The organism is Mesorhizobium sp. WSM2240, from assembly GCF_040438645.1.
Lineage (GTDB): Bacteria > Pseudomonadota > Alphaproteobacteria > Rhizobiales > Rhizobiaceae > Allomesorhizobium.
Window position 1 is genome coordinate 4,456,963 of record NZ_CP159253.1, and the last position, 22,529, is coordinate 4,479,491.

Annotated in this window: 23 protein-coding genes and 1 pseudogene; 17 read left to right on the forward strand and 7 right to left on the reverse strand. The window is 63.6% G+C overall.

Annotation, left to right across the window (positions count from 1 at the left end; translation table 11 throughout):
- Positions 1–88: 88 nt before the first annotated feature.
- The 6 genes from ABVK50_RS21965 (at position 89) to ABVK50_RS21990 (ending at position 7,181) form a co-directional block, all read left to right on the forward strand.
- A complete protein-coding gene (locus tag ABVK50_RS21965; RefSeq protein WP_353644563.1) occupies positions 89–1,660 on the forward strand; it encodes an NAD(P)/FAD-dependent oxidoreductase in 1,572 nt (523 codons plus the stop codon).
- 85 nt (positions 1,661–1,745) lie between these two features.
- Positions 1,746–3,275, forward strand: a complete 1,530-nt coding sequence (locus ABVK50_RS21970; RefSeq protein ID WP_353644562.1) for an ABC transporter substrate-binding protein — start codon at positions 1,746–1,748, stop codon at positions 3,273–3,275.
- A 350-nt stretch (positions 3,276–3,625) separates the two neighbouring features.
- The gene (locus ABVK50_RS21975) at positions 3,626–4,633 is read left to right on the forward strand and encodes an ABC transporter permease (protein WP_353644561.1); all 1,008 of its coding nucleotides are present in this window, start codon (positions 3,626–3,628) and stop codon (positions 4,631–4,633) included.
- On the forward strand, positions 4,626–5,474 hold the full coding sequence (locus tag ABVK50_RS21980) for an ABC transporter permease (protein WP_353644560.1): 849 nt from the start codon (positions 4,626–4,628) through the stop codon (positions 5,472–5,474). Before ABVK50_RS21975 ends, ABVK50_RS21980 begins: the two co-directional genes overlap by 8 nt.
- Positions 5,471–6,355 (forward strand): ABC transporter ATP-binding protein, encoded by an 885-nt coding sequence (locus tag ABVK50_RS21985; protein WP_353644559.1) that lies wholly within the window; start codon positions 5,471–5,473, stop codon positions 6,353–6,355. Before ABVK50_RS21980 ends, ABVK50_RS21985 begins: the two co-directional genes overlap by 4 nt.
- Positions 6,348–7,181, forward strand: a complete 834-nt coding sequence (locus ABVK50_RS21990) for an ATP-binding cassette domain-containing protein (protein WP_353644558.1) — start codon at positions 6,348–6,350, stop codon at positions 7,179–7,181. Before ABVK50_RS21985 ends, ABVK50_RS21990 begins: the two co-directional genes overlap by 8 nt.
- Before the next feature lie 97 nt (positions 7,182–7,278).
- On the opposite strand, the gene ABVK50_RS21995 is transcribed toward ABVK50_RS21990, so the two are convergent.
- The 3 genes from ABVK50_RS21995 to ABVK50_RS22005 all read right to left on the reverse strand — a co-directional run bounded on the left by ABVK50_RS21995 (position 7,279) and on the right by ABVK50_RS22005 (position 10,207).
- The gene (locus ABVK50_RS21995; protein WP_353644557.1) at positions 7,279–7,953 is read right to left on the reverse strand and encodes an amino acid ABC transporter permease; all 675 of its coding nucleotides are present in this window, start codon (positions 7,951–7,953) and stop codon (positions 7,279–7,281) included.
- Positions 7,954–8,151: 198 nt separating this feature from the next.
- Positions 8,152–8,946, reverse strand: a complete 795-nt coding sequence (locus ABVK50_RS22000) for an ABC transporter substrate-binding protein (protein ID WP_353644556.1) — start codon at positions 8,944–8,946, stop codon at positions 8,152–8,154.
- A gap of 61 nt (positions 8,947–9,007) precedes the next feature.
- The gene (locus ABVK50_RS22005) at positions 9,008–10,207 is read right to left on the reverse strand and encodes a pyridoxal phosphate-dependent aminotransferase (RefSeq protein WP_353644555.1); all 1,200 of its coding nucleotides are present in this window, start codon (positions 10,205–10,207) and stop codon (positions 9,008–9,010) included.
- Positions 10,208–10,317: 110 nt separating this feature from the next.
- Between ABVK50_RS22005 and ABVK50_RS22010 the strand changes: the two genes are divergently transcribed.
- The 4 genes from ABVK50_RS22010 to ABVK50_RS22025 all read left to right on the forward strand — a co-directional run bounded on the left by ABVK50_RS22010 (position 10,318) and on the right by ABVK50_RS22025 (position 14,408).
- Positions 10,318–11,013 carry a GntR family transcriptional regulator gene (locus tag ABVK50_RS22010; protein ID WP_353644554.1) on the forward strand — a complete coding sequence of 232 codons (696 nt, stop codon included), beginning with the start codon at positions 10,318–10,320 and terminating at the stop codon, positions 11,011–11,013.
- The gene (locus ABVK50_RS22015; RefSeq protein ID WP_353644553.1) at positions 11,010–12,095 is read left to right on the forward strand and encodes an LLM class flavin-dependent oxidoreductase; all 1,086 of its coding nucleotides are present in this window, start codon (positions 11,010–11,012) and stop codon (positions 12,093–12,095) included. The genes ABVK50_RS22010 and ABVK50_RS22015 overlap by 4 nt, the downstream gene beginning before the upstream one ends.
- A 48-nt stretch (positions 12,096–12,143) precedes the next feature.
- A complete protein-coding gene (locus ABVK50_RS22020; RefSeq protein ID WP_353644552.1) occupies positions 12,144–12,917 on the forward strand; it encodes an aldolase/citrate lyase family protein in 774 nt (257 codons plus the stop codon).
- Between the two features lie 111 nt (positions 12,918–13,028).
- Positions 13,029–14,408 carry an HWE histidine kinase domain-containing protein gene (locus tag ABVK50_RS22025; protein WP_353644551.1) on the forward strand — a complete coding sequence of 460 codons (1,380 nt, stop codon included), beginning with the start codon at positions 13,029–13,031 and terminating at the stop codon, positions 14,406–14,408.
- A gap of 18 nt (positions 14,409–14,426) precedes the next feature.
- Here the strand turns inward: ABVK50_RS22025 and ABVK50_RS22030 are convergent, their stop codons facing one another.
- Entirely contained in the window at positions 14,427–14,984 is a 558-nt protein-coding gene (locus ABVK50_RS22030; protein WP_165027444.1) for an HNH endonuclease, read from the reverse strand.
- 102 nt (positions 14,985–15,086) lie between these two features.
- Complete coding sequence (locus tag ABVK50_RS22035) at positions 15,087–15,755, reverse strand: DNA-3-methyladenine glycosylase (RefSeq protein WP_353644550.1); 669 nt, start codon at positions 15,753–15,755, stop codon at positions 15,087–15,089.
- 74 nt (positions 15,756–15,829) lie between these two features.
- Between ABVK50_RS22035 and gluQRS the strand changes: the two genes are divergently transcribed.
- Complete coding sequence (gluQRS, locus tag ABVK50_RS22040; RefSeq protein WP_353644549.1) at positions 15,830–16,705, forward strand: tRNA glutamyl-Q(34) synthetase GluQRS; 876 nt, start codon at positions 15,830–15,832, stop codon at positions 16,703–16,705.
- 25 nt (positions 16,706–16,730) lie between these two features.
- On the opposite strand, the gene ABVK50_RS22045 is transcribed toward gluQRS, so the two are convergent.
- On the reverse strand, positions 16,731–17,018 hold the full coding sequence (locus ABVK50_RS22045; protein WP_353644548.1) for a hypothetical protein: 288 nt from the start codon (positions 17,016–17,018) through the stop codon (positions 16,731–16,733).
- A gap of 150 nt (positions 17,019–17,168) precedes the next feature.
- Between ABVK50_RS22045 and ABVK50_RS22050 the strand changes: the two genes are divergently transcribed.
- The gene (locus ABVK50_RS22050) at positions 17,169–18,065 is read left to right on the forward strand and encodes a DMT family transporter (protein ID WP_353644547.1); all 897 of its coding nucleotides are present in this window, start codon (positions 17,169–17,171) and stop codon (positions 18,063–18,065) included.
- A gap of 2 nt (positions 18,066–18,067) precedes the next feature.
- Here the strand turns inward: ABVK50_RS22050 and ABVK50_RS22055 are convergent, their stop codons facing one another.
- A complete protein-coding gene (locus tag ABVK50_RS22055) occupies positions 18,068–18,919 on the reverse strand; it encodes a YihY/virulence factor BrkB family protein (protein ID WP_353644546.1) in 852 nt (283 codons plus the stop codon).
- A gap of 98 nt (positions 18,920–19,017) precedes the next feature.
- Here ABVK50_RS22055 and ABVK50_RS22060 point away from each other — a divergent pair, with 98 nt between their 5' ends.
- From ABVK50_RS22060 to ABVK50_RS22080, 5 genes and pseudogenes are all read left to right on the forward strand, one after another.
- Positions 19,018–19,851 carry an SDR family oxidoreductase gene (locus ABVK50_RS22060; RefSeq protein WP_353644545.1) on the forward strand — a complete coding sequence of 278 codons (834 nt, stop codon included), beginning with the start codon at positions 19,018–19,020 and terminating at the stop codon, positions 19,849–19,851.
- Between the two features lie 26 nt (positions 19,852–19,877).
- On the forward strand, positions 19,878–20,072 hold the full coding sequence (locus ABVK50_RS22065) for a twin transmembrane helix small protein (RefSeq protein ID WP_353644544.1): 195 nt from the start codon (positions 19,878–19,880) through the stop codon (positions 20,070–20,072).
- A gap of 31 nt (positions 20,073–20,103) precedes the next feature.
- Positions 20,104–20,685, forward strand: coding sequence for a cob(I)yrinic acid a,c-diamide adenosyltransferase (locus ABVK50_RS22070; protein WP_353644543.1), 582 nt, complete (start codon positions 20,104–20,106; stop codon positions 20,683–20,685).
- Between the two features lie 71 nt (positions 20,686–20,756).
- Positions 20,757–21,518 (forward strand): annotated as a pseudogene (locus ABVK50_RS22075) (rhomboid family intramembrane serine protease); the annotation flags it as partial.
- Between the two features lie 199 nt (positions 21,519–21,717).
- Positions 21,718–22,467 carry an electron transfer flavoprotein subunit beta/FixA family protein gene (locus tag ABVK50_RS22080; protein ID WP_353644541.1) on the forward strand — a complete coding sequence of 250 codons (750 nt, stop codon included), beginning with the start codon at positions 21,718–21,720 and terminating at the stop codon, positions 22,465–22,467.
- The last annotated feature ends 62 nt before the right edge of the window (positions 22,468–22,529 follow it).

The following is a 22,529-nucleotide window of genomic DNA, read 5'->3' on the forward strand; positions in this document are numbered from 1 at the left end:
GGCTCGTCTTGGCCCTTAATCTTTCACTAGACGAAAACATATGCATCTGCAATTATCTTTAAGCATAAAGCAAACGGGGCGGGGACGGGTGAGCGAATTCGACGCCATCATTGTCGGGGCGGGCCATAACAGCCTCGCCTGCGCCGCGCATCTTGCACGCAAAGGTTGGAAAACTGCGGTCTTCGAGCGCAATCCCGTCGCTGGCGGCGCAGTCCAGACCCGCGAATTGACGCTGTCCGGCTTCCGCCACGATCTCGGCGCGATGAATCTCAGCCTGTTCGCCGGCTCCGCTTTCCACAAGACGTATGCAAATGAATTGAAATCGCACGGGCTGGAATTCGCCCCTGTCACTGATTGCTTCGCCAGCGCCTTCCCGGACGGCAGATGGCTCGGCGTCTCCACCGACATCGAAGCGCCCGCTTCGCGCATCGCAGCGTTCAGCCAAGCCGACGCGGATACATGGCGTCGCCTGGTCGCCGCCTTTCCCGCCGAGGCCGAACACATTTTCGGCGTGCTCGGCTCGCCCATGTCGGCGCGCGCGCTGCTCTCCGCCGGCTGGAAGACGTGGCGCGGTAAAGGCGTGGGAGGAGCGCTCGACATTGCGCGGCTGATGCTCTCCTCGCCGCGCGCCTGGCTCGACGAGACTTTCGAATCCGGACATGTGAAAGCCGCCCTGGCCGCGTGGGGCATGCATCTCGACTTCGCGCCAGACATCGCCGGCGGCGCGGTGTTTCCCTACCTCGAGGCCATGGCCAACCAGTCCTTCGGCATGGTTTTGGGCAAGGGCGGGGCCGACACCATGATCCGGGCGCTGCAAGGCATGGTGAAAGAGGCCGGCGGCGAAATCTTCACCAATGCCGAAGTCGCCGAAATCCTGACCGGCAATGGCCGCGCCACCGGCGTCCGCCTGGCCAACGGCGACACCCACAAAGCTCGCGTAGCGGTTATAGCCAATGTCGCACCGGGCGCGCTCGGGCGGCTGCTTGCGAAGGGGTCCGGCGATGCCGGCTTCGACACGGCAATGAAGAAATTCCGCCACGCGCCGGGCACGATGATGATCCACCTCGCACTCGACGGACTGCCCGACTGGACCGCCGGCGAGGAGTTGAAGCGCTTCGCCTATGTCCATCTCGCGCCCTCGATGGACATGATGGCGCTGACCTACGCGCAGGCGACCGCCGGCCTGCTGCCGGCGGCGCCTATGCTGGTCGTAGGCCAGCCGACGGCGATCGACCCGTCGCGCGCGCCGGAGGGCAGGCATGTGCTGTGGGTGCAGGTCCGGGTGCTGCCCGCCGAAATCCGGGGCGACGCTGCCGGCGAGATCGCGCCCGCCGATTGGGACGCGGTCAAGGAGCGCTATGCCGACCGCGCGCTCGGCATCATCGAGAGCTACGCGCCGAGACTTGGCAGGAAAATTCTCGGCCGCGCGGTGTTTTCGCCGGCCGATCTCGAGCGCGAGAATCCCAATCTGGTCGGCGGCGACCAGATCTGCGGCAGTCACCATCTGTCGCAGAATTTCTTCTACCGCCCGGCGCGCGGCTATGCGCGCTGGAACACGCCGGTGGATGCGCTGCACCTCGTCGGCGCGGCAACATGGCCGGGCGCCGGCGTCGGCGCGGGATCGGGCTTCATGCTGGCCTGCCAGCTGGCCGGGAGGTGACGGGGAGCAGGAGTGCATTGCCGCGCTGGCTCAAAGCCGCTGCGGTTGAAAGTGGAAATAAGCCAAGAAAATCAGGGGAACGACGATGACGATCAACAGACGGCAAATACTCGGATACGGCGCGACAGCGCTGGGCGTGGCGGCAATCGGGCTTCCGACCTTGGCCTCGGCGCAGGCGGGCGAACTGACCATCGCTTATAACGTCAACCTGCCTTCATGGGACCCGACCACCGGTCCTTCGGCGGTCAATCCGACCATCCAGGGCATCTACCAGTCGGTGTTCGACCAGTTCATCCCGCAGAAACCCGACCTCTCCTTCACGCCCGGCCTGCTCACCGAATGGGGCTGGAGCGACGACAAGAAGCAGGTGACGATGACGGTGCGCGAAGGCGTGAAGTGGCATGACGGCTCGCCCTTTACCGCTGAGGACGTGGTCTGGTCGCTGGAGCGGGCCGGCAAGGAAGAGACCGGCAATCCGATCCAGTTCGTCTGGAAGAACCTCTCCAACTTCAAGATCGACGGCAACAAGATCACCGCCGACGCGGCCGGTTTCGATCCTGTCCTGTTCAAATGGATGTCTTTCCTCACCGGCTACATCCTGCCCAAGGCCTATTACGAGAAGGTCGGCGCGGAAGGCTTCGAGGCCGCTCCCATCGGCACCGGCCCCTACATGGTGGAAAAATTCGAGCGCAACGCCTTCGTGCGGCTCAAGTCCAATCCGGACTATTGGGGCGACAAGCCGGCGTTCGAGAACGTCACCATCAAGTTCGTGACCGACGCCGCCAGCCGCGTCGCCGAAATCGAATCCGGCTCGTCTCAGGTGACGCTCGAAATTCCCTATGAGGAATATGACCGCCTGATCGCCAAGGACGGCCTTGCCGGCGCCGTCACCAACGTTTCCGACATCGGCATGATCTTCCTGAACGACATCGACGTGATGAAGGACAGGAATGTCCGCCAGGCAGCGGTCATGTCCATCGACAAGAAACTGCTCGTGGACCGCCTGTTGCGCGGTTACGGCCTGCCCCTCGATACGCTCGAAACGCCGGAATACGCAGCGTTCGATCCGTCGATCAAGGTCGAATACAACCCCGAAAAAGCGGCCGAACTCCTGAAGGCGTCGGGCTACTCGCCTGAAAACCCGGTGAAGTTCACGATCCAGACCACCAGGGGCTTCAAGCCCAAGGATTACGAGATGATCCAGGCCATCGTCGGCATGTGGCGCAAGGTCGGCATCGAGGCCACGATCGAGGTCTACGAGATCGCCAAGCACTACGAGCTGCGCGCCGCCGACAAGCTGGCGCCGGCCGCCTTCTACAATTGGGGCAACGCCATCGGCGACCCGACCACCTCGACCGGCTTCGCCATGTACGGCCCGAGCCCGCATTCGGTATGGGATGGCCAGGACGTGATCGACGCGATCAATCCGCTCTGGGGCGAGGCCGACGAGGAAAAACGCATCGCCGGCTGGAAGGCTGTCAGCAAGCTCATCGCCGACGAGGCCTACGTCATCCCGCTGATCCAGTATGCGCAGCCGATCGTACACGCCAAGGACGTCAAGGTCGTGCCGCACATTTCCGGCGCTCTGCTGCCGGCGCTGATGACGCCGGCGTGAGGGTGAAATCCAGTGCGCTGCCCGAAGCGGCGCACTGGATTGGTGCGTCCTTCGAGGCTCGCCAGTCGAAGTGTGCTCCAAGATTTCAATGTCCTGCGGGCTCGCACCTCAGGATGAGGAATGATGTGCCTGCAACGCTCGCCTTCAGCGTTTTCACTACCGCGCAAAAGGGATGTCCTCGCTGATGGAAATGTCGGCCAACGCAATGGGGCCCATGCAACTTTGGCGATCTGGGGTTGCAGGCTCTCCGGTCCTCATCCTGAGGTGCGAGCCCGCACAGCGGTCGAAATCATGGAGAAAACCCTCATGGGCGAGCCTCGAAGGACGCACCCGGCAACCATGAACCAAGCATGATCCTCCAACGCTTCCTCGCCCGCCTTCTCACCATGCTGATCACCTTGTTCGGCGTGGCAGTGGTCGTCTTCGTGGTCATCCGCGTCGCGCCCGGCGACCCGATCGCCATGATGCTGCCGCCGGGCGCCGGCGATGATGACATTCTGCGCCTGCGCACGCTTTACGGCCTCGACAAGACGCTGGTGGAGCAGTTCTTCATCTGGCTCGGCGGCGTGGCGCAGGGCGATTTCGGAACATCCATCTCGCTGCGCCAGGACGTTCTTTCGCTGGTGCTGAACCGGCTCCCGGCCACGCTGGAACTGGCGATATTCGCTCTGCTGATCGCGCTCGCGATCGGTGTTCCGCTGGCGGTGCTCGGCGCGCGCGAACGCGGCACGGCGGTCGAGGCCGGCATCGACGTCGCCAACGGCGCCGCTCTTTCCATTCCCGATTTCCTTTGGGGCCTCGTGCTGATCCTGCTCTTCGGCGTGCTGGTGCCGGTCTTCGAGATATCGGGGCGCGTCTCGCCGCGACTCGAACTGCCCTTCGCGACGCAATTCTATCTGTTCGAAAGCATTTTCCGGCTGCGCTTCGACCTGATGAAAGACCTGCTCAGCCACATGTTCATGCCGGCGCTGGCGCTGGCCTTGCCCTTGGCGGCGATCATCTCACAGCTTCTCAAGCAGTCGCTGAAGGAGATCCTCGACCTCGATTATGCGGTGCTGGCCCGGGTGAAGGGCTTTTCCGAAACACAGGTGATCCTGCGCGATGCGCTGAAGAACGCCGCTCTGCCCACGCTGACCCTGGTCGGCGTGCAGTTCACCTTCCTGATCGGAGGCACCGTCATCGTCGAGCGGCTGTTTTCCTATGAGGGGCTGGGCAATATGGCCATTGACGCGGTCATTAACCGCGACCTGCCGCTGATCCAGGGCATCGTGCTCATCTTCGCGCTGCTCTTCGTACTGATCAATCTCGCCGTCGACATGACCTATGCGCTGCTCAATCCGAGGCTGCGCCATGGATGATGTACGGTTCCGTTCGCGCGCACCCAATGCCCGGCTGTGGCTCGCCGGCGGCTGGCTTTCGCTGCTCGCCGCCGCCGCCATTCTGGCGCCGCTGATCGCCCCGCAGGACCCGCTGGCGCAGGATCTGCTGTTCGAGCGGCTGCCGCCTTTCTGGATACAAGGATCGGAGCCGGGCTTCTGGCTGGGCACAGACAGTCTCGGTCGCGACCTGCTTTCCCGCCTGATCTTCGGCGCGCGCATCGCGCTTGTCGTCGCCTTTGCGGCAGCGTTCGCAGCCTGCCTCGCCGGCTCGGCGCTCGGGCTGGTAGCCGGCTATTTCGGCGGCTGGGCCGACCGCGTCATCTCCCGCGTCGTCGATGTCTGGATGGCCTTCCCGCCCGTCCTGTTCGCCATCCTGCTCGTGGCCGTGCTGGGAACCGGCCTGCATTCGGTGATCATAGCCATCGCCGTCATCGACTGGACGCGCTTCTGCCGCGTGGTCCGCGCCGAGGCCATGGTGCAGTCGCGCATGGACTATGTCGAGAATGCCCGCATCGCCGGCTTCGGTCGCTTAGGCATCATGCTGCGCGAGGTGCTGCCCAATGTGCTGCCCTCGATCGTCGCGCTGCTGTCGCTCGAAATGGGCATCGCCGTCATCGTCGAGGCGATTCTATCCTTCGTGAACCTGTCGATTTCCACCGACGCCCCGACCTGGGGCGGCATCATCGCCGAGGGCCGGCTTTCGATCCACCAGGCCTGGTGGGTGCTGGTTTTCCCGCTGGTTACCCTGTTCCTGACCGTCCTCTCCTTCAGCCAGTTCGGCGACGGACTGAAGGACCGCTACGACCCGGTGCTGAAATGAGCGTCGTAGCCTGCCTCGAAATCTCAAACCTCAGCGCCACCCTGGCAAATGGTGTGCGTGTGCTGCGCTCCGTGAGCCTTAAGATCGCGCCCGGCGAGGTCCACGCGCTTGTCGGTGAGAGCGGCGCGGGAAAGAGCATGATCGGCAAAGCCGTGCTCGGCGTCCTTCCGACAAGCGTTCGCATCGTCGAAGGCGATATGCTGATCGAGGGAACGCCGCTCGGTTCATTGTCGGCCAAGGCGCGCCGCGCTCTAATCGGCGCGCGCACGGCGCTGATCCCGCAGGATCCGCTGACCGCGCTCAACCCGTCGCGGCGCATCGGCCCGCAGGTCACCGATCGGCTGATCCGCATCCTCGGCTGGAGCGCATCGAAGGCCGAGGCCCGCATCCGCAGCCTGCTCGACGAGGTGCAGATCCGCGACCCCGGCCGGGTCATCGGCTGCTATCCGCATGAACTCTCCGGCGGCATGCGCCAGCGCGTTCTGATCGCCGCAGCATTCGCAGCCGAACCGAGGCTGATCGTCGCCGACGAGCCGACCACGGCGCTGGACGTGACCGTGCAGAAGCAGATCCTGCGCCTGATCGCCGATCTGCAGCGCGAGCATGGCACCGCCATTCTGTTCGTGACTCACGATCTCGGCGTGGTGGCCAAGATCAGCCAGAAGGTTTCGGTGCTCTACGCCGGCATGGTGGTCGAGGAGGCTGAGACGGCCGCGCTGTTCCAGTCGCCGCGCCACGCCTATACTAGAGCGCTTATGGCCGCGACGCCGCGCTACACCGACCCCTACGCCTCGCTGTTGCCTGTCGACGCCGCCGTGCTGGCTGGATTGGCGGGAGAGATAGCCGAAGCCGACCGGAGTTGGAGGCCTGTCCGTGGCTGACGCGCTGATCACCGTGCGTGGGCTGAAGGTCGCCCTGCCCGACATGACGAGGAAGCCGCTCTTCGGCCGTGCCCCGATGGTCGAGATTCTGAAGGGCCTCGACTTTGACATCGCGAAGAACTCGATCATCGGCATCGTCGGCGAATCCGGCTCCGGCAAGTCGACGCTCGGCCGCGCCCTGGTGCGGCTGATCGAGCCGACCGTAGGCAGCGTGACCTTCGACGACCGCGACATCACCCATCTCTCCGATGCAGAGCTGAAGCCGCTGCGTCGCGACCTGCAGATGATCTTCCAGGATCCGATGTCGTCGCTCAATCCGCGCCGGACCATCGGGGCTATCATTGCCGCGCCCTTGAAGCAGAATGGCCTCGGCGACAATCTGCCGGAACGCGTCGCCGAGGCGCTGCGACGCGTCGGCCTTCCTGAAAACTTCGCGGTGCGCTACCGGCACGAACTGTCAGGCGGTCAGCGTCAGCGCGTCGGCATTGCCCGCGCTCTCGCGCTGTCGCCCAAATTCGTGCTCGCCGACGAGATCGTCTCCGGTCTCGACGTCTCTACCCAGGCGCAGGTGCTGACCCTGCTCGAACGCCTCGCCGGCGAGATGGGCCTGACGATCGCCTTCATCAGCCATGACCTCTCCGTCATCCGCCGCCTGTGCCGTCAGGTGATCGTCATGCGGCAGGGCGAAATCGTCGAGGCGGGTGCGACGGACGCCCTGTTCGACCATCCGAAGGAGGCCTACACGCGCGAATTGATCGCGGCGATCCCGCTGCCTGAAATCGACCCGGACTGGCTTCGGGCCAAGCCGCTCGCAGAGGCGACCTAGCTGGACCGCTAGCGGACCGCCGACGCGCCGCTAACGATGCGCGAACGCGTGATGCGGAAGCGTCGCGGCTCGATTTTGGTCCACACCCTGTTAAGCCTCACCGGCTCCTGGCCTGCGCGCGGCTTTCGAGATGCGATACCAGGCGGACCAAAGGCCATAACAAAACCAGATAGATAAGCGCGGCGCTGATCAGCGGCGAAGGGTTGGCCATCAGCGCCTGGGCGTCGGTCGCCTGCTTCAAGAGGTCGGGCATGGCGACCACCGAAGCCAACGACGTATCCTTGGCGATGGCCACGCAATTGCTGGTCTGGGCTGGCGTCGCGATCCGCACCGCCTGCGGAATGACGATCTTCCACAGCGCCACCGGAAACGGCAGGCCGAGCGCGCTCGCCGCCTCGAACTGCCCTTTGGGAATAGCCTCGACGCCGGCGCGGAACACCTCGGCCGTGTAGGCCGCAAGCACGATCGACAGCGCCAGGCTGGCGGAGACGAAGGAGCTCAGCCGGACGCCGACGAAGGGCAGTGCATAATAGATCACGATCAGCACCACCAGGATCGGCAGCGCGCGAAAAATGTCAATGAAACCAATGGCGAGCCAGCGCAGCGGCTTTGCGCCGTAGAGCCTGGCGATGCAGATGGCGACGCCTGCCAGCCCTCCGAAAACGACGGCGGTAATGGTCAGGAGGATCGTGTTACCCAGCCCGCGGATGAGCATGGGAAAGGTCGCGGCCATCACTTCGGTGTTGAAGAAGGTCGCCAGCAGTTCCGTCATGAGCCTGGATCCGTTGAGGTCGCGCGCCGCCTCGGGCCGCAAAGAATGCCGTGTCGAGCCTGACGGATGGCAGCGCGCTCTACAAGACGTGGTCGCGCAAGCCTGCTCCCATCCAATGAAATGGATTGAGAGCTAAATCCTTGTTTTGCAAAACAATCGGGAGGAGCTCGAAAGCCCCTCCCGCGGCCCCCGCCCCGCTTACTGCGCCTTTGGAATGTCGAGTACCGTGACCGTCGCCGTGCCCTCCGCAGCGTCGACGCCTAGCCACTTGCTGTGCAGCTTGGCCATGGTCCCGTCATTCTTGATGTCGGTGATGGCGGCGTTGACCTTTTCCAGCAACGGATGGTCCTTGGTCATCATGATGGCGAACTGGTCGCCGGTCTTGATGCGCTCGTCCACCTCCATCTTGGGCATTTTCAGAAAGGCGAACTGGAAGCCTGCAATGTCGCCGACCGCGCCGGTCACGCGGCCGAGCTGCGTGTCGAGGATAAGATCCTGCTGGGTGTTGTAGCCCTTGTATTCACCGAACCCGTATTTGTCGGTGTTTTCCTTGATCCAGGCCTCGCCGGTCGAATTGGAGATGGCGCCGACCGGCTTGCCCTTCATATCGGCGAGGCTGGTTATGCCGGCTTCCTTCGCCGACACCAGCGCCAGATCGCTGTCATAGTAGCCCTGCGTGAACGACTGGTTCTGCAGCCTCTCATTGGTGATCGAGATGGTCGAGATGGCGAGGTCGATCCGCTTCGAGCTCGTCGCGGCAAACAGCGCCTGGAAGCCGAGATCCTGGATGGCGACGTCGTAGCCGATGCGCTTGGCGATCTCGTTGACGAGATCGACCTCGAAACCCTCGAAGCTGCCGTCGGTATTCTTGAACTCCCATGGCGGGTTGGCCGGATAGGCGCCGACATTCAGCGTCTCGGCGACTGCGCCGTGGACCAGGCCGGCGGCAAGAACGGCCGCCGCGGCGATGGACTTGATGAACCCCTTTGTCATTCTTGTTCTCCCGGTTTTTTCGCGAAGGCCCATTTCCTTCGTGAATCTCAACAGTGCACTTTCATGCGGCCAACAACGCCACGATGCGCTTGCAGGCTTCCTCGATCTCGGCAGGGTCGCGACAGACGCACATGCGCATATGCGCCTTCGACGCTTCGCCGAACAGCCAGCCGGGCGCGAGCCCGACGCGCGCCTCCTCCAGGAAGCGCTGGCAGATCTCGGTCGAGTTCCGTTCGCCTTCGAGGCTGAAGAAAACATACATCCCGCCCGCCGGCTTCGTCGGCAGGACGATGCGGTTCGCCGCCCCAAGGATGCGGTAGGCGATGTCGACGCCCTCGCGGCAGCGGTCGCGCGTCGAGGCGGCGAACGCCTCGCCCTCCTCCAGCGCCACTTTCGCTCCCGCCTGCACGAAGGCCGCGGTGCCGCTGTTCATATACTGGGTTACCGCCGAAAGCGGCTTCGCGACGGATGCCGGATGGGTGAGCCAGCCGATGCGCCAGCCGGTCATCGCCCATGCCTTGGAGAAGCCGTTGACGCTCATCACCCGGTCTTCGTCATCGGCGACCTGAAGGACGGAAGGCGCAGCCTCGCCGTGGAAATAGAGACGGTTGTAGAGCTCGTCGCTGATGATCCAGATGCCGGTCTCGCGGCTGAATTCGAGCAGCGCCTGCAATTCTTCTCGCGAGGCCGTCCAGCCCAGCGGGTTGGATGGCGTCGAGAACATGATGGCGCGGGTGCGCGCGTCGCAGGCCCGGTAGATGTCCTCCAGGTCGAGACTCCAGCTTCCGTGGATTTGCCTCAGGAAGACCGGGCGCGGCTCGGCCCCGATGACGTGGATGGCGTTGCGGATATTGGGCCATTGCGGCTCGATATAGACGACGTTCGAGCCCATCTCGGCGACGAGTTGCAGCGCCATGAACACGGACTGCATGCCGCCCGGCGTGATCGTCGAGCGCACTACCGGTATGTCGCGGCCGTGCAGCCGCGACTGGTATTCCGACAGCACTTTGGTCAGAGCCGGCAGGCCCCGCATGTCGGGGACATAGAAGGTGTCGCCATGGTCGAGCGAAGCCTTGGCGGCGGCGCGGATGAACTCCGGCGTCTCGACGTCGCCCTCGCCGTACCACAGCGTGATGACATCCGGGATCGACTGGGCGCGCACCGCCATCTGGGCGATGTTTTCGACCTGCAGATCCATGATCTGCGGGCGAATTCCGGAATAAGCGAGCCTTTGGCCAGTCGTTCCTTTTCGTGCCAGCATCATAGCTCCGCTGCGGTCGCCCAACTCTCGAACGCTACGTGGATACTGTATCCATTTCAAGCTTGAAATTAATTTTCGCCTTGGCCATAGTCGCCCGACCAGGAGGCGCCGTGTCGAGTGCAGTGAGGAAGATCGCCCAGCCCGAAAGCATGCGCACGCAGATCTACGAGAGCTTGCGTCTTCGCTTGCAGGGTTCGGAATTCACCACGGACGACCGGCTGGTCGATACCGAGATCGCGAAGGAGTACGGCACCTCGCGCATGCCGGCGCGCGAAGCGCTGCTCGCGCTGATGTCGCAAGGCTTCCTCAAGCAGACGAGTCGCGGCTTCGTCATCCCGGTGCTGACGCCGCAGGATATTCGCGACATTTTCGAGATCCGCCGGCTGGTCGAGCCCGATGCCGCCGCGCAGGCGGCCCGGAGCATGGCCGACGCCAATATTGCGCGACTCGCCGCCGCCAGGCAGATGGCGATGGACGCTGGCCGGAGCGGCGACGCCAAGGCGCTGATGCTGGCGAATATGGAATTTCGCAGCGTCTGGATCGAAGCGGTGCCCAATACGCGGCTGCGCTCGCTGATCGAGAGTTTCTCCGACCATGCCCAGGCGGTTCGCATCGCAACGCTCAAGGAAGTGGACAGCCGGGCGGTGGTTCTGGACGGTATCGATCAGTTGATGAAGGGATTTGCCGGCCGCGACGGCGACACGGTGAAGGCTCGCCTGGCTGCATTCATCGAGGCGGCCGAGGCGATCTATTTTCGCGGCCTTGGAAGTGAGAACGCGCCAGCGGTCGCGCAGGGCCGGCCATGACCCTGACCGCCGCCAACGAAAACCGCATCAAGCTCGGCGTGTTCTCGACAAATGCCGATGGCGGGCTGGCGATCACCAAGGTTCCGGAACGCTGGACGGCGACATGGGCGGGCAATGTCGAGGCGGCCCGCGTCGCCGACGAGGCAGGTCTCGACTTTTTCCTGCCGATTGCCCGTTGGGCGGGCTTCGGCGGCGAGACGCGCTCGCGCGAATGGTCGTTCGAGACATTTACCTGGGCCGCCGGCCTAGCGGCGTTGACAAGACGGATCACCATCTTCTCGACGGTTCATGTTCCGCTCGTCCATCCCGTCTATGCGGCCAAGGCACTGGCGACCGTCGACCATATCGGCAATGGCCGTGCCGGGCTGAATATCGTCTGCGGCTGGAATCCCGCCGAATTCGCGATGTTCGGGGCGACGCCCGACGAGAAGGGCTACGACCGGGCGGCTGAGTGGATCGAAATCGTCAGCCGCGCCTACGCCTCAGACGAGCCGTTCAATTTCGACGGCGCCTATTACCGGCTGAAGGGCGTGGTGAGCAAACCGTCGAGCGTACAAAAGCCGCGTCCGGTTACCATGAATGCGGCTTTTGGCGCACCGGGCCGCGACTTTGCCGCGGCGCATTGCGATTTCCTGTTCTCGACCTTTTCCGACATCGAGGACGGCCGCAGACATCTTGACGACATCCGCACGCGGGCAGCGGCAGCCGGCCGCAATGTGGGCGCTTATACGGTGGCGCATGTCGTCTGCCGCCCGACCCAAGCGGAAGCCGAGGATTACTACGATCGCTATGCGCTGCGCGAAGCCGACGAGGCCGCTGTCGACAACCACATGGCCGGCAAGAAGCAGTTTTCAGCCTCTCACGACCTACACGCCTATAACCAGTACCGGCAGCGCTTTGCCGGCGGCGCTGGAACCTATCCGCTGATCGGAACGCCCGAGCGCATCGCCGAGATGATCGGCCGCATCTCGGCCGAAGGCTGGGAGGGCATGGCGCTCAGTTTCGTCAACTACACCGACGAGCTTCCCTATTTCTGCACCGGCGTTCTTCCGCTCCTGCGCGAGGCCGGCCTGCGGGCGTAAGCCTCAAGGGCCACTCGCAATATCGCTCACATTCGATCGGACGCGTTCATGTTCAACACCGAGGCTCCCCTGCTGAAACGGCGACTCAGCGAAGGCGGCAAGATGGGCCTGTTCTGGTTCGCTCTCGGCAGCCCCGCTCTGGTCGAGCTGGCGATCTCGCGAGGTGGCGACGCCGTGGTGCTGGACATGCAGCACGGGCTATTCGACCGCCGCGACCTCGAGGTCGCTATCGGCTGCGTGCCGCCATCCATCCCCTGTCTTGTGCGGATCGAGGACGACAGCCCTGCCGCGGTCTCGCGCGCGCTCGACGCCGGGGCGGAGGGCGTGCTCGTGCCGATGGTCGAAACCGCCGCTCAGGCCGCAAAGGTGGCGGCAGCCTGCCATTTCCCGCCCAAGGGAAGCCGCTCCGGCGGCGGGGTGCGCCCGCTGGTTGATTTCGGCGCGTACCGCCGCGCGGCAGACGAGGCGATCACGGTCGGCGTCATGATCGAGACCGCGAGAGGCGTCGCAAATGCCGAGGAAATTGCCGCTGCGGCCAATGTCGACTTCGTATTTATCGGCAGTGGCGACCTTGCTTTGTCGCTGGGCAGCGACGGCGCGCCTCTGGAAGAAGCGTTGAGCACGGTTCTTAAAGCCTGCGTCGCAGCCGGCAAACCGTGCGGCGTCTTCACCATGAGCGCGGAGGACGCTTCGAGGCGCGCCGGTCAAGGCTTTTCCGTTACCGTAGCAGCCAACGATCTGTCGGTGGTCATGACCTCGTTCGAGGCTTCCTATCTCGCGCTCAAGACGGACATTCGGGACCGCAACGCCCGCAAGGCTTAGCGCGACAGGCGGCTCTTTCCTTTACGTTTTCCGCAATGCCGCCCTATATCCCAAGGAGGGCCCGCACCTGAAGCTGGTGCGCCGGCCCGAGACCGCTGGGGGAATTTTGGAATGGCAAGAATGAGGGATCGCCAGCGCCGCGAAAGCGAGTTGCGGCTTCGCCTGGCGATCCGGGCGGCTCATATCGGCATCTGGGATTGGGACCTGGAGACGGGCGAAATAACCTACTCTCCACGCGCCCGCGAGATCTACGGCTTCGCTCCCGACCAGACGATCACGCACGATTTGGTAGTGTCCGCCACGCATCCCGGCGATCTGGCGCGCAATGCCGAGCAGACGCGCCGCGCGCTGGATCCGGCGATCCAGGAAAAGACCGCGTCTTACGAATACCGCATAAGGCTACCCGACACCGGCGAGGTCCGTTGGGTGGAAGCCTATGGCGAAGCAATGTTCGCCGAGGTGGAAGGCAAGCGGGCGGCCGTCCGCTATCTCGGGACCATCCAGGACATAACGGATCGCAAGAGAAACGAGGCGGCCCTGGCCAGAAGCGAGACGCGGCAGCGTCTGGCGATCGATGCTGCCCGGATGGCCGTCTGGGACTATGATTTCGCCACGGACACGTTTCGCGGCTCACCCGAATTGAACCGCATCTACGGCTTCGAGCCGTCGGCAAACCCGACAGCGGAACAGCTTCGCGCCTGCTACGGGCCGGGCGAGCAGGAGCGGGTGCGCGAGGCTGCCGAGAAGGCCATAAGAGAGGGCGAGAGGCAAATCGAAGTCGAGTTCCAGTGCCGGCAGCCGGGCGGAGACACACGCTGGATCCTACTGCGGGCGGAAGTGACTCTCGCCGAGGACGGCTCCTACGAACGCGCCATCGGCGTTCTGATGGATATCGATGCAAGGAAGCGCAGCGACGAGCGCCAGGCCCTGTTGTTGCGGGAACTGAACCACCGGGTGAAGAATTCGCTGAGCGTGGTGCAGTCGCTCGCCGCCCAATCTTTCCGGGGCGACAACGCCAGGCCGGAGGCGGTGCGCGAGTTTCGCGATCGCATCCAGGCGCTGGCGAAGGCCAATGACGTTCTCCTGCAGCAGGACTGGGTGGCCTTCAGCCTGCCGGCGCTCATCGGGCAGATCATCGAACCTTATCTTGATCACCATCGCCAACGGTTCATTATCGAAGGCGACAATCTCGATCTGCCGCCCTCGCTCAACGTCCCGGTCGCGCTTGCATTGCATGAACTGTGCACCAACGCGGCAAAATTCGGCGCACTGTCGGCCGATAACGGCCATGTCGAAATTCGCTGGCGACAGGTCGGCGGACATATCGAACTCGACTGGTCCGAACATGGCGGACCGCCGGTCGATGCCCCGCAGAACGACGGCTTCGGCACGCGCCTGATCTCGAAAGTACTGGCCTCGCAGATCGGTGAGGTAGAACTGAGCTTCCCCGAGAGCGGCGTCCGGTGCCGCATGCGCTTGCGGGCCAACTGATAGCACCCAACCCGAAGCTCAGGGCTCCAGTTCGACATCCCAGTAGAGATAATCCATCCAGCTTTCGTGCAGGTAGTTGGGCGGGAAGCGCTTGCCGTTGTTGTGCAGGTCGTGGACGGTCGGGTGATATGGCTTCTGCAGCGGCCACATCTTGGCTTGCGCCGGCATCAGCCCGCCCTTGCGCAGATTGCAGGGCGAACAGGCCGCGACAACATTCTCCCAAGTGGTTGCCCCGCCGCTGTGGCGTGGAATGACATGGTCGAAAGTCAGATCCTCGGAGGTGCCGCAATACTGGCACTGGAAACGGTCGCGCAGGAACACGTTGAACCGGGTGAACGCCGGATGGCGAGACGGCTTGACGTAGTTCTTGAGGCTGACGACGCTGGGCAGCTTCATCGAGAACGACACGGAGGAGACCGAGCGGTCGTATTCGGCGACGATGTTGACCCGGTCGAGAAAGACGGCCTTGATCGCATCCTGCCAGCCCCAGAGCGACAGGGGGTAATAGCTGAGCGGCCGGTAATCCGCATTCAGCACCAGCGCTGGAAGCCCATCCGGAGATACGGCGACCGTCACCTGAATTCACCTCCTTGGTTTCGAACCGTTCGGCAGCGATACTGTAAGCCGGAGATGACAAGGATGTGAAGCGGCTTCACAGTCACATAGGACTGCAAAAAGTCAGAAAATAGCGGCTTTTTCATGAGTTTGCACGGGTGGGGCACCGTCACGGCCCCGCATTTCGCGATAATAGGCCCAGAAAAGCCGTGCCGCGACGCCTCGCCAGGGCGCCCATGATTCGGCCAGCGCAATCAGCGCCTTCTCGCCCGGACGCGGCTGGAGGCCGAGTGCATGGCCGACCGCACTTTGCAGCGCGACGTCGCGCGCCGGGAAGATGTCCGGATGCCCGGCCGAAAACAGCAAGTACACTTCCGCCGTCCACGGGCCGATGCCCGGCACCGCCACCATCCGCTTGATCGCATCATCGGCGTCCAGGCCGCAGAGGTGGTGAAGGTCCAAGCCGTCGCGTACCGCCTGCGAGACGGCGAGCAGCGTACGCTGCTTGGGCCGGGAGAGGCCCGTCTCGCGGAACATGCCTTCGCCGGCCGCCAGGATCGCTTTCGGCGTCAGCGGATCGACCAGCTTCGTCAGCCGCCCGAAGATCGCATCGGCGCTGGCGCGCGAGACCTGCTGCGAAACGATGATCGAAACGAGGCTCACGAAGCCCGGTTCGGAAAGACGCAGCGGCACCTCGCCGGCGGCCGCGCGGACCGGATCGAGGCGCGGGTCGGCCGCGCAAAGCGCGTCCAGCCCGTCCGAAACATCGCTGAGCGTTGAAATACGGCGCATTGCGTCCTTGTCCCTGTCGGCGCGGCCATTTAGCAATCGGGTGGAATTGCGCACAACCCGGTTTACGCAGACTGATGAACGCTCCTGTCTTTCGCTTTGCGCCCAGCCCGAATGGCGAGTTGCATCTCGGCCATGCCTATTCGGCGCTGCTCAACGCCAAGCTGGCTGAGGAGACGGGAGGCGGGCTGCTGCTGCGCATTGAAGACATCGACCTTGCGCGCTGCACGCCTGAATTCGAAGCGGCCATCTATCGCGATCTGACGTGGCTCGGCATCGAGTGGGAGCGGCCGGTGCGCCGCCAGTCGGAGCATTTCGGCGACTATCAGAGCGCGCTCAACCGGCTGATCGCCGAAGAACTCGTCTATCCCGCCTTCATGAGCCGCGGCGAAATCCGCGCCTTTATCGCTGATACCGAAACGCGTGGCCGGCTGTGGCCGCGCGATCCGGACGGCGTGCCGCTCTATCCGGCTTTCGACAAGGCGCTTTCCAGACGCGAGCGCAAACGCAGGATGGCAGACGGCGCTCCGTTCGCGTGGCGGCTGGACATGGATGCGGCGAAATCGCGTCTCGCCGGGCGGCTGTCATGGACCGAGTTTTCCACCGAGGAACTTGCCGCCGCCGATCCGGTCGAGGCATGCCCGGAGCAGTGGGGAGACGTCGTGCTCGCCCGCAAGGAAATCCCGACCAGCTACCATCTGTCGGTGGTGATCGACGACGCGCTGCAAGGCGCGACCCATATCGTTCGCGGCCACGACCTCTATGCCGCCACTGGCGTCCACCGGCTGCTCCAGGAACTGCTTGGTTTGCCCGCGCCACGCTATTTCCACCACCGGCTCATCCTCGGACCCGATGGCCGCAAGCTCTCGAAAAGCCTGGGCGACAGCGGGATCGCGGCTCTGCGCGAGCGCGGCTCAAGCGTCGCTGACGTCCGGAAGATGATTGGAATTTGACGCGGAACGACTGCTCCGGCCCTCGTCAAGAGCGGGCCAGAACGCCTTTGAGAATCGCGAGCACGGCAATGACGACGAACGCGCCGCCGAGTCCCGTCGCCACTGCGCGGGTTAGGTCGCGCAGATTGATGCCCCAGGAGTCGGCAGCCACGATTGCGATGAAGAAGCCTGCGGTGAACAGCACCATGTTGCCGATGGGGCCGAAGCCATCCTCGCGCAAGATGGCGTGTAGAGCCGATCCGAAGAACAGCGCCATGACGATTACGCTCGCCACGGCCATCATCAGCCATGAAGCCTCGAGATTCCAAAGCATGCCCGGTCCTTTCAAAGTCCCCGACAGCGACGTCCCTCGAACCCCCCGGTTCAATATATTAGAAGCTATGCATCAATCGTTTCGCTTTGCTTGCCGGAATATTTCGCATTAGAGCTTTCGCCGCTCGCTCCCTCTTTCGGCCGGTTCTTCATGACAATTCCCAAACGGCTTGTGCCGGCCACTTTCGTCGTGCTCTGGGCCACCGGCTTCATCGGCGCCCGCTACGCCATGCCGTGGGCGGAGCCGTTCACCTTCCTGGCGGCGCGCTTCGCGCTGGCCTTCGTCATTTTGGGCGCGATGCTGCTGCTGCTCGGCTCGCGCAAAGCAGGGCCGCGCGAGGCGCTGCATGCGATTGCCGCTGGCGCGCTCATGCACGGCGTCTATCTCGGCGGCGTATTCTGGGCGATCCGCCAGGGCCTGCCCGCCGGCCTGTCGGCGCTGATCGTCGGCCTGCAGCCGCTGATCACCGCGCTGCTTGCCGGCAGGCTGCTCGGCGAAGAGATCCTGCCGCGCCACTGGGCCGGACTGGCGGCGGGTTTCGCCGGCGTGGTGATCGTGCTTTCGCCGAAGCTCGGTGCGATGAGCGGCGGCGTGACCTGGCCGATGCTCGCCGCCTCCTTCGTCGCCGTCGCCGGCATGAGCGCCGGCACCATATGGCAAAAACGGTTCGGCGCCGGCGGCGACATGATCACCGGCACATTCTGGCAGTATGCCGGCGCGGCCGCCATCATGGTTCTGTGCTCGCTTGCATTCGAGACGCAGACCTTCACCTTTACCGGCGAATTGGTCTTCGCCATGGCCTGGCTGGTGCTGGTGCTGTCGATCGGCGCGATCTTCCTTTTGATGGCGATGATCCGCGAAGGCGAGATGTCGAAGGTTTCTTCGCTGTTCTACCTCGTGCCGGCGGTCACCGCGGTGATCGCATGGGTTCTCTTCGATGAGGATTTGTCGCTCGTGCAGATTTTCGGCATGGCGCTGGCGACATTCGGCGTCGGCCTCGCAACTGCGCGGAAGCCGGCAAACAAATCTGGACCGCCGGCGGAATAAGCCTAACCGCCGACGCGGGCGCGAGCTTCCAGATAGCGGCTGATCGAGGCGTTGAGTTCGCCGCCCAGGATGAAAACGAGCGACACGATATAGAGGAAGACCACGGCGACCATGATTGAGGCGAGGCCCGCATAGGTGGTCACGTAGGACGAAAACCGGTCGAGATACGCTGCGAATATGGTCGAGCCGGCCAGCCAGCCTATGAGAGTGAAGATGATGCCGGGCACTATCGCCGTAAAGCTGCGCTTGCCGGCCGGCAGCCAAAAATGCACGGCGAACAGCCCGAGCACGATGACGGCGGAGGCGATGACGTAACGCCACAGCGTGATGGTGCCCATATAGGGCTCGATCCAGTCGAAATTGGCGACCGCCAGACGGGCAAGCAGCGGCGCGAACACCAGGAGCACGCTGATTGCGAGGAACCCAGCGGTAGCGATGAGCACGAAGACCAGACTCTGAATGCGCCGGAAGATGAAGGAACGTGTCTCGGTGACCCGGTAGGCCCGGTTGAGCGATGTGCGCAGCGCCTCGATGCCGTTGGACGCGAAGAAGGCGGCGAGAAGCACACCGTAGGTAAGGAGATCGCTGCGCTGCACCGTCAGCACGTTGATGACCTCGCGGGAGATCGGCGCCGCTATCTGGTCTGGCCATGTGTCGAAGACGAGGTGAACCGCCGTGTCTGCGAACGCGTTCGCACCCAAAAAGCTGGCGAGCGTCGTGGCGAAGATCAGGAACGGAAACAACGCCATCAGCGCGGTGATCGCAAGATGGCTGGCCATCGACCATCCGTCATCGTCGTTGAAATGGCCGAGCGCATCGGAAAGCACGCGCCGAACGGCTACGATCTTCCGCATTGCGCCTCCATGCCGTAGCTCCGTCGATTGTTTCCCGGCCGCGAATATGGGAAGGGATTGCGGCGATTGGCAACCCGTGGCGGAACTACGTACACCGGATGAAAAAGTTGCGCACGATCATCGTCACTGGCGCGTCCTCCGGCATTGGAGCCCATTGCGCCCGCGCGTTGAGGGACGACGGCTGGCGGGTGTTCGCCACGGCGCGCAAGCCGGAGGATATCGCAGCGCTCGAAGCGGACGGCATCGAAACCTTTTATCTCGATTATCGCGAACCCCACTCGATCGCAGCCTTGGTCGCTGCCGTGCTCGAACGGACGGAGGGCCGGCTCGACGCGCTCTACAACAATGGCGCGCACGCCCAGCCTGGAGCTGTCGAAGATTTGCCGGTCGATGCGCTGCGCGAGCAGTTCGAGGCCAATTTTTTCGGGTGGCACGATCTCACCCGACGCATCGTGCCGGTCATGCGGGCGCAGGGCCATGGCCGCATCGTCCACTGCTCGTCGATCCTCGGCCTGACGCCGGTGAAGTGGCGCGGCGCCTATGCGGCGTCGAAGCACGCGCTGGAAGGGCTGATGCTTTGCCTGCGCGCCGAACTGCAGGGCTCGGGCATCCATGTCTCCCTGATCGAGCCGGGGCCGGTGGAATCGAAGATCGCAACCAACGGACTCGTCTGGTTCGAAAAGAACATCGACCACGAGAATTCGGTGCATCGTGAAGCCTACCAGAAGCAGCTTGCCCGGCTGAGGGCCGGCGGCTCGAAGTCGCGGCTGAAGCTCAAGCCGGATGCCGTTTATGCGGTATTGCGCCACGCCCTCCTGTCGCGGCGGCCCCGCCCGCACTATGTTGTCACCCTGCCTGCCAGGATCGGCGTGATTCTGAAGCGCATCCTGCCGGCTTCCCTGCTCTATCGCGTTCTCGCATCCCAGGCCTGACGCAGCTCAATCGACCGGAGACCCGGATGGAAACCGTTTTCAACATCCTCGCCATGATCGTCATGGTCGCGGTCGTGGTCGTGCTGCTGCGCGGCCTGGTCAACATGATGCGCGGAGGTTCGGGCATGACGTCCAACAAGCTGATGCAAATGCGGGTGTTCCTGCAATTCATCGCGCTGGTTCTGATCCTGATAGCCGCCTATTTCGCCCGGCGGATGTAGGTCAGGCAGTGCTCGGATCGGAGGCGCGAAGATGGTAAAGCTCAACAAGATCTACACCCGCACCGGCGACGACGGCACGACCGGCCTTGGAACCGGCGCGCGCAGGCTTAAATCGGACATCCGCATCGACGCCTACGGTACGGTCGACGAAGCCAATGCCTGCATCGGTATGGCGCGCGTCCACACCGCCAGCTCTCATCCGGAAATCGATGCCATGCTCGGCCGCATCCAGCACGATCTCTTCGATCTCGGCGCCGATCTGTGCGTGCCCGACGAAGGCAAGCCGCTCGGCTACGAGCCGCTGCGGATAGTGGCCTCCCAGGTCACGCGCCTGGAGGCCGAGATCGACCTGTTGAACAAGGATTTGCAGCCGCTGCGCTCCTTCGTGCTTTCCGGCGGCTCGCCTGCGGCTGCGGCCCTGCATCTCGCCCGCACCGTCGCGAGGCGCGCCGAGCGCATCATGGTCGCACTCGCTCAGGACCCGCAGGAACACGTCAATCCGGAGGGTGTCAAATACATCAACCGCGTCTCGGATTTTCTGTTCGTGGCGGCTCGCGTAGTCAATGACAATGGAAATGCCGATGTGTTATGGATTCCGGGCAAGAACCGCTAGCATATCCTTCGGCAATTCTGCCTCTGGCGGCAATCGACGCGGCTAAACCGCTGGGGGAGCGGCAATAAGGCATGTTCATTCCGCTCCACGACGCCAACAGTCTGAAATACATCAAGCTTCAATATGTGACGTTCGGCCTGATCGGGTTGAACGTGCTGGTGTTTCTGATCACCGGCCTCGGTTCGGAAGAATTCACCGGCGCCGCGGTTTACGGCCTCGGCTACATTCCCTCGGTTGCTTTCGATACGGTCGAGCTTTCGCCGGAACTGATACTCGTTCCGGAAGACATGACTTACGTCACCTACGCCTTCCTGCATGGCGATTTCTTTCATCTCGCCGGCAACATGCTGTTCCTCTGGGTGTTCGGTGACAATGTCGAGGACGCGCTCGGCCACTTCCGCTTTCTGGTGTTCTACCTGCTCTGCGCGATCGGCGGCGCGGCCGTGCACGGTTGGATCGCGCCGGATTCCCAGATACCCCTCATCGGAGCCTCCGGCGCAATTGCCGGCATCGTCGCCGCATACCTCATCCTGCACCCGCGAGTGAAGATATGGGTTCTGGCCTTCGGGCGAATTCCGCTGCGCATTCCGGCCTACATCACGCTCGGCCTGTGGATCGCCTTCCAGTTCCTGATGCTGGCTGCCGGCGGCGAGGACCAGATTTCCTGGGCCTGCCATGCCGGCGGCATCATCACTGGCGCGGTGCTGGTGCTGATCCTGCGCCGCAGCGACGTGCCGCTCCTCGACAAGGAAGTCGTCACGCCGCAAGCCGTGAAGGTCGAGCAGCCGAGCGCCGTTCATCCGGTCGAGGCCCAGCCGGCGCCGCGCTGGGGAGGCAGTGATTCAAACGATTTGAGCGCGCGGCGGATATTGACGCGCCGATTGACGCTGACTAGGGTCCGCGCGCTTGCGGGAGCCGGCAAGCGCATGACCAGTTCCGTATTTCCGCCCTTTATGTCGTCAATCGACAAACGGACCGAGCCTCGCTCTGCTAGTGAGCGCTCCAAATTTTCATCAGAGAGGTGAGAAGCACATGAAAGTTCTCGTCCCGGTCAAGCGGGTTGTCGACTACAACGTGAAAATCCGGGTCAAGTCGGACGGTTCGGGCGTCGAACTGGCCAATGTGAAGATGTCGATGAACCCGTTCGACGAAATCGCCGTCGAAGAGGCGATCCGGCTGAAAGAAGCCGGCAAGGCCGACGAGATCGTCGTCGTTTCGATCGGACCGCAGCAGGCGCAGGAGACGCTGCGTACCGCGCTCGCCATGGGCGCCGACCGCGCCATCCTCGTGAAGACCGACGAGCAGACGGAGCCGCTCGGCGTCGCCAAGGTGCTGAAGGGCGTGGTCGAGGCCGAACAGCCCGGCCTCGTCATCCTCGGCAAGCAGGCGATCGACGACGATGCCAACCAGACCGGCCAGATGCTTTCGGCGCTGCTTGGCTGGAGCCAGGGCACCTTCGCTTCCAAGATCGAGATCGTCGGCGACAAGGCCAAGGTGACGCGCGAAGTCGACGGCGGCCTGCAGACAGTCGAGCTGAAGATGCCGGCCATCGTGACCACCGATCTGCGCCTCAATCAGCCGCGCTACGCCTCGCTGCCTAACATCATGAAGGCCAAGAAGAAGCCGCTCGACGAGAAGTCTCCGGCCGATTTCGGCGCCGATGTAGCACCGCGCCTCACTGTCCTGAAGACAGAGGAGCCGGGCGGCCGCAAGGCCGGCGTCAAGGTCAAGAGCGTCGCCGAACTGGTGGACAAGCTTAAAAACGAAGCCGGCGTGCTCTAAGGAATTCCGATGAGGCCGGCCTGCAAACGGCTGGCTTCTCCGCTTCCGGTGCTCACGTACTG

Excerpts from the sequence above, each read along its gene's own strand:
- ABVK50_RS21970 (WP_353644562.1), top strand. The coding sequence starts at position 1,746 with ATGACGATCAACAGACGGCAAATACTCGGATACGGCGCGACAGCGCTG.
- ABVK50_RS21975 (WP_353644561.1), top strand. The coding sequence starts at position 3,626 with ATGATCCTCCAACGCTTCCTCGCCCGCCTTCTCACCATGCTGATCACC.
- ABVK50_RS21980 (WP_353644560.1), top strand. The coding sequence starts at position 4,626 with ATGGATGATGTACGGTTCCGTTCGCGCGCACCCAATGCCCGGCTGTGG.
- ABVK50_RS21985 (WP_353644559.1), top strand. The coding sequence starts at position 5,471 with ATGAGCGTCGTAGCCTGCCTCGAAATCTCAAACCTCAGCGCCACCCTG.
- ABVK50_RS21995 (WP_353644557.1), bottom strand. The coding sequence starts at position 7,953 with ATGACGGAACTGCTGGCGACCTTCTTCAACACCGAAGTGATGGCCGCG.
- ABVK50_RS22000 (WP_353644556.1), bottom strand. The coding sequence starts at position 8,946 with ATGACAAAGGGGTTCATCAAGTCCATCGCCGCGGCGGCCGTTCTTGCC.
- ABVK50_RS22005 (WP_353644555.1), bottom strand. The coding sequence starts at position 10,207 with ATGCTGGCACGAAAAGGAACGACTGGCCAAAGGCTCGCTTATTCCGGA.
- ABVK50_RS22015 (WP_353644553.1), top strand. The coding sequence starts at position 11,010 with ATGACCCTGACCGCCGCCAACGAAAACCGCATCAAGCTCGGCGTGTTC.
- ABVK50_RS22020 (WP_353644552.1), top strand. The coding sequence starts at position 12,144 with ATGTTCAACACCGAGGCTCCCCTGCTGAAACGGCGACTCAGCGAAGGC.
- ABVK50_RS22025 (WP_353644551.1), top strand. The coding sequence starts at position 13,029 with ATGGCAAGAATGAGGGATCGCCAGCGCCGCGAAAGCGAGTTGCGGCTT.
- ABVK50_RS22035 (WP_353644550.1), bottom strand. The coding sequence starts at position 15,755 with ATGCGCCGTATTTCAACGCTCAGCGATGTTTCGGACGGGCTGGACGCG.
- gluQRS (WP_353644549.1), top strand. The coding sequence starts at position 15,830 with ATGAACGCTCCTGTCTTTCGCTTTGCGCCCAGCCCGAATGGCGAGTTG.
- ABVK50_RS22045 (WP_353644548.1), bottom strand. The coding sequence starts at position 17,018 with ATGCTTTGGAATCTCGAGGCTTCATGGCTGATGATGGCCGTGGCGAGC.
- ABVK50_RS22050 (WP_353644547.1), top strand. The coding sequence starts at position 17,169 with ATGACAATTCCCAAACGGCTTGTGCCGGCCACTTTCGTCGTGCTCTGG.
- ABVK50_RS22055 (WP_353644546.1), bottom strand. The coding sequence starts at position 18,919 with ATGCGGAAGATCGTAGCCGTTCGGCGCGTGCTTTCCGATGCGCTCGGC.
- ABVK50_RS22060 (WP_353644545.1), top strand. The coding sequence starts at position 19,018 with ATGAAAAAGTTGCGCACGATCATCGTCACTGGCGCGTCCTCCGGCATT.
- ABVK50_RS22065 (WP_353644544.1), top strand. The coding sequence starts at position 19,878 with ATGGAAACCGTTTTCAACATCCTCGCCATGATCGTCATGGTCGCGGTC.
- ABVK50_RS22070 (WP_353644543.1), top strand. The coding sequence starts at position 20,104 with ATGGTAAAGCTCAACAAGATCTACACCCGCACCGGCGACGACGGCACG.
- ABVK50_RS22080 (WP_353644541.1), top strand. The coding sequence starts at position 21,718 with ATGAAAGTTCTCGTCCCGGTCAAGCGGGTTGTCGACTACAACGTGAAA.